This window comes from Actinomycetospora sp., assembly GCF_055612215.1.
This window is the reverse complement of record NZ_JBVPVA010000304.1, coordinates 1-3,710: the sequence shown is the minus strand read 5'-3', so window position 1 is coordinate 3,710 and position 3,710 is coordinate 1. Positions and strand designations below refer to the sequence as shown.

The following is a 3,710-nucleotide window of genomic DNA, read 5'->3' as shown; positions in this document are numbered from 1 at the left end:
CACACCGACCTCGACGAGGAGGTCACCTTCGGCGAGTTCCTGCGCCGAGCCCGCTTCTCGCGCCACTTCGTCGACACCTTCGCGGTCCCGGTGGTCTCCGCGGTCTGGTCGTCCGGCGCCGGACTGTCGATGCAGTACCCGGCGCGCTACCTCTTCGCGTTCCTCGCCAACCACGGTCTGCTCTCGGTCGGCGGCTCGCACCAGTGGAAGACCGTGGTCGGGGGCTCGGCACGCTACGTCGAGCGCGTGGTCAAGGGCCTGTCCGCCGTCGAGGTCTCCACACCGATCCGCGCGATCACCCGCGACGGCGCCGGGGTCGAGGTGCGTGACGACGCGGACGTGGCGCACCGGTTCGACCGGGTCGTCGTCGCGACCCACGCGCCGACCGCGCTGTCGCTGCTGGGGTCCCCGACGACCGCGGAGCGCGAGCTGCTGGGGGCGTTCACGTACTCGGCCAACGAGACGTGGCTGCACACCGACACGTCGGTGCTGCCCCGGGCCGCGGACGCGCGGGCGTCGTGGAACCTGCTGCGCGTGCCCGGCGAGGACCGCGTGCTGGTCAGCTACGACATGAGCCGGCTGATGCGGCTGGACACCCCCGAGACCTACGTGGTCACGCTGAACGCCACCGACCGCGTCGACCCGGCGTCGGTGATCGCGCGCATGGACTACGAGCACCCCGCGTACACGCCGGCCTCGGTCGCGGCGCAGCGTCGGCTGCCGGAGCTGAACGACGGCCGGATCGCGTTCGCGGGGGCGTACCACGGCTGGGGCTTCCACGAGGACGGCTGCGCCTCGGGCGTGCGGGCGGCGGCCTCGTTGGGGGTGTCGTGGTGAGCTCGGCCGCGCTCTACGACGTCACCGTCTCCCACCGCCGCAGCCAGACCCTCGACGACGCCTTCACCCACCGCATGTACCTCTGGCTGGTCGACCTCGACGCCCTGCCGCGGTTCCCCGGCCTGGCCTTCCGCGGCGCCGACCACCTCGGGCACCCCGAGCGCTCGATCCGCGAGAACCTCGACGCGTTCCTCGCCGCGCACGGACGGGCCCGTCCCGCGCAGGTGCTGATGCTCGCCCACCCGCGCACCCTCGGGTACGTCTTCAACCCGATCACGCTGTACTGGTGCCACGACCCCGCCGGTGCGCTCACCGACGTCGTCGCGGAGGTCCACAACACCTACGGCGGGCGCCACCACTACCTGCTCGAGGTCGACGACGCCGGGCGCGCCCGGGTCGACAAGGACTTCTACGTCTCGCCGTTCTTCCCCGTCGACGGCGAGTACCGGATGCGGGTGCCCGAGCCGGGGGAGACGCTGTCGGCCACCGTCGTCCTGCGCCGCCCGGTTCCCGACGACGGCGGCCTCACCACGGCCTTCGTCGCCACCCTGCGCGGGCACCGGCGTCCGGCGACGACCGCCGCCGTGCTGCGGGCTCTCGCCCGGCACCCGTTCGTCACCCAGCGGGTCGCGCTCGCCATCCGGCGCCGCGGCATCTCGCTGTGGTGGCGCGGCCTCCCGGTGATCGGGCGCACGCCCGCGGACGTCGACCGCGGGCTGGGCCAGCTCGACGGGCAGAGCGCAGAATCGCGGGTGTGACCGTCCCCGAATCGCTGACGATCCGGCCCGCCACCTCGCAGGACGTCGACGCCCTGCTCGAGCTGATCCACGCCGCCTACCGCGGCGCCGGCGGCCGCAACGGCTGGACCACCGAGGCCGAGCTCATCGCGGGCCCACGCACCACCCGCGAGCTGCTCGCCGCCGATCTCGCCGACCCGTCGATCACCCTCCTCGTCGCCGGCGCCCACGAGGGCTGTGCGGCGGTGACCCACCGGGCGGGGGAGCCGACGGCGTCGTTCGGGATGTTCGCGGTGCGCCCGGGTCTGCAGGGCTCCGGGCTGGGGAAGGCCGTGCTGGCCGCCGCCGAGGAGCACGCCCGGTCCGGCGGGGCGACGACGATGGAGATGTGTGTGATCGACCGGCGGCCCGAGCTCATCGGCTGGTACGAGCGCCGCGGCTACGCGCGCACGGGGGAGACCCGCCCCTTCCCGTACGGCGAGCCCGGCGTCGGCTTCCCGCACGACCCCGACCTGCACTTCGCAGTGCTCACGAAGGCCCTCTGACGTCCTAGGGTGGGTGCCGTGCCGTCGCTGACCCTCGCCCAGGACCCCGACGCCGACGCGGTCCTCTCGCAGAACCCGCTCGCGCTGCTCATCGGCATGCAGCTCGACCAGCAGTTCCCCATGGAGCGCGCGTTCGCGGGCCCGGCACTGCTGACCGAGCGCATCGGGGAGATCACCGCCTCGAAGATCGCGGAGTACGACCACGACGCGCTGGTCGCCGCGTTCACCGGCCCGCCCGCACTGCACCGCTACCCGAAGTCGATGGCCGAGCGCGTGCAGGAGGTCTGCCGGGCGATCGTCGAGGACTACGACGGCGACGTCACGCGGATCTGGACCGAGGCCGCCGACGGCGACGACGTCTTCCGCCGCCTCAAGGCCCTGCCCGGCTGGGGCACGATGAAGGCGCAGATCTTCACCGCGCTCCTCGGCAAGCAGTGCGGCCTCGAGCTCGACGGCTGGCGGGACGCGGCGGGTTCCTACGGGGACGAGGGCTCACGGCGCTCGATCGCCGACGTCGTGGACGCCACCACCCTCGCCGAGGTCCGCGACTTCAAGCAGGCCCAGAAGCGGGCGGCGAAGGAGAAGGCCGCGGCGAAGGGCTGACGTCCCCGCTGTCCGGGAGCTCGCCCTCGACGACCAGGTCGACCCGGACGTCGGACCAGGTCGAGTGCGGGGGCACGGCCGCCGGCAGGTTCCGGCGCCGGGTCCCCGACCACGACCGCTCCGGGGCGTCGCCGTGGAAGACGATCTCGTCGCCCTCCACCTCGCCGAAGGACATCTGCTCGGCGGAGACGGAGCTCCGGAACGACAGCCAGCTCATCGCTCGCGCGCCGCCCGGCGGCGGCGGGCGGGGCTCGGTCGTTCCTGGGTCTCCTGGCGTCCGCCCCGCGGCTCCTGGGCCTCCTCCGGAGGCGCAGCCTCCTGGTCCCGCCCCTGGACGCGACGACGTCCGGAGCGCGCTCGTCGGACCGGCGCCGGGGCGTCGGCCTGGACGAGGACCTCGTCGGGCTGGTCGGGCTGGTCGGGCTCGTCGGCCTCGTCGGGCTGCGCGGACTCGGGCTCGGGGTCCTGGTCGGGCTCGACGTCCTCGACGTCCTCGGCGTCGTCGTCCTCGACGTCCTCGGCGGCGTCCTCGGCGTCGGCGTCGTCCTCGGCCACATCGTCCTCGACGACGTCGTCGGCGTCCTCGTCGTACTCGCTCTCGTCCTCGCTCTCGGCCACGTCGTCGTCTGCGTCCTCGACGTCGGTGTCCTCATCGACGTCGGTGTCTACATCGTCGGTGTCCTCGTCGGTCTCGGTCGCGGCGCCGGAGGCCTCGTCCTCGTCCTCGTCGGCAGCGGTCGCCTCGTCGGTGTCGGTCGTGTCGGCGGCGCGGCCGTCGACGAGTCCGCTGCGCGACGCCCCGACGTCCGAGACCGTGTCGCCGACGTCGGACACCGCCTCGCCGGCGCTCTCACCGACGTCGGACACCGCCTCGCCGGCGCACTCACCGACGTCGGACACCGCCTCTCCCGCGCCCTCGCCGACGTCGGACACCGCCTGACCGGCGCCGCGTCCCAACTCGCCGGCTGCCGTCGCCGCGCCCGAGCCC

Annotated in this window: 5 protein-coding genes and 1 pseudogene; 4 read left to right on the top strand and 2 right to left on the bottom strand. The window is 74.0% G+C overall.

Annotated elements, in window-relative coordinates; translation table 11 throughout:
- From AC0CYZ_RS08615 to AC0CYZ_RS08600, 4 genes are all read left to right on the top strand, one after another.
- On the top strand, positions 1-837 hold an 837-nt coding region (locus AC0CYZ_RS08615), incomplete at its 5' end, for an NAD(P)/FAD-dependent oxidoreductase (RefSeq protein WP_472214279.1).
- Entirely contained in the window at positions 834-1,595 is a 762-nt protein-coding gene (locus AC0CYZ_RS08610; RefSeq protein ID WP_472214277.1) for a DUF1365 domain-containing protein, read from the top strand. The genes AC0CYZ_RS08615 and AC0CYZ_RS08610, both read left to right, overlap by 4 nt.
- Positions 1,592-2,119, top strand: coding sequence for a GNAT family N-acetyltransferase (locus tag AC0CYZ_RS08605; protein WP_472214276.1), 528 nt, complete (start codon positions 1,592-1,594; stop codon positions 2,117-2,119). Before AC0CYZ_RS08610 ends, AC0CYZ_RS08605 begins: the two co-directional genes overlap by 4 nt.
- A gap of 18 nt (positions 2,120-2,137) precedes the next feature.
- The gene (locus tag AC0CYZ_RS08600; protein ID WP_472214274.1) at positions 2,138-2,722 is read left to right on the top strand and encodes an HhH-GPD-type base excision DNA repair protein; all 585 of its coding nucleotides are present in this window, start codon (positions 2,138-2,140) and stop codon (positions 2,720-2,722) included.
- Here the strand turns inward: AC0CYZ_RS08600 and AC0CYZ_RS08595 are convergent.
- Together AC0CYZ_RS08595 and AC0CYZ_RS08590 are read right to left on the bottom strand one after the other, a co-directional pair.
- Entirely contained in the window at positions 2,670-2,939 is a 270-nt protein-coding gene (locus tag AC0CYZ_RS08595; RefSeq protein ID WP_472214272.1) for a hypothetical protein, read from the bottom strand. The genes AC0CYZ_RS08600 and AC0CYZ_RS08595 overlap by 53 nt on opposite strands.
- Positions 2,936-3,710, bottom strand: a pseudogene (locus AC0CYZ_RS08590) (hypothetical protein); the annotation flags it as partial. The gene AC0CYZ_RS08595 and the pseudogene AC0CYZ_RS08590, both read right to left, overlap by 4 nt.

Excerpts from the sequence above, each read along its gene's own strand:
- AC0CYZ_RS08595 (WP_472214272.1), bottom strand. The coding sequence starts at position 2,939 with ATGAGCTGGCTGTCGTTCCGGAGCTCCGTCTCCGCCGAGCAGATGTCC.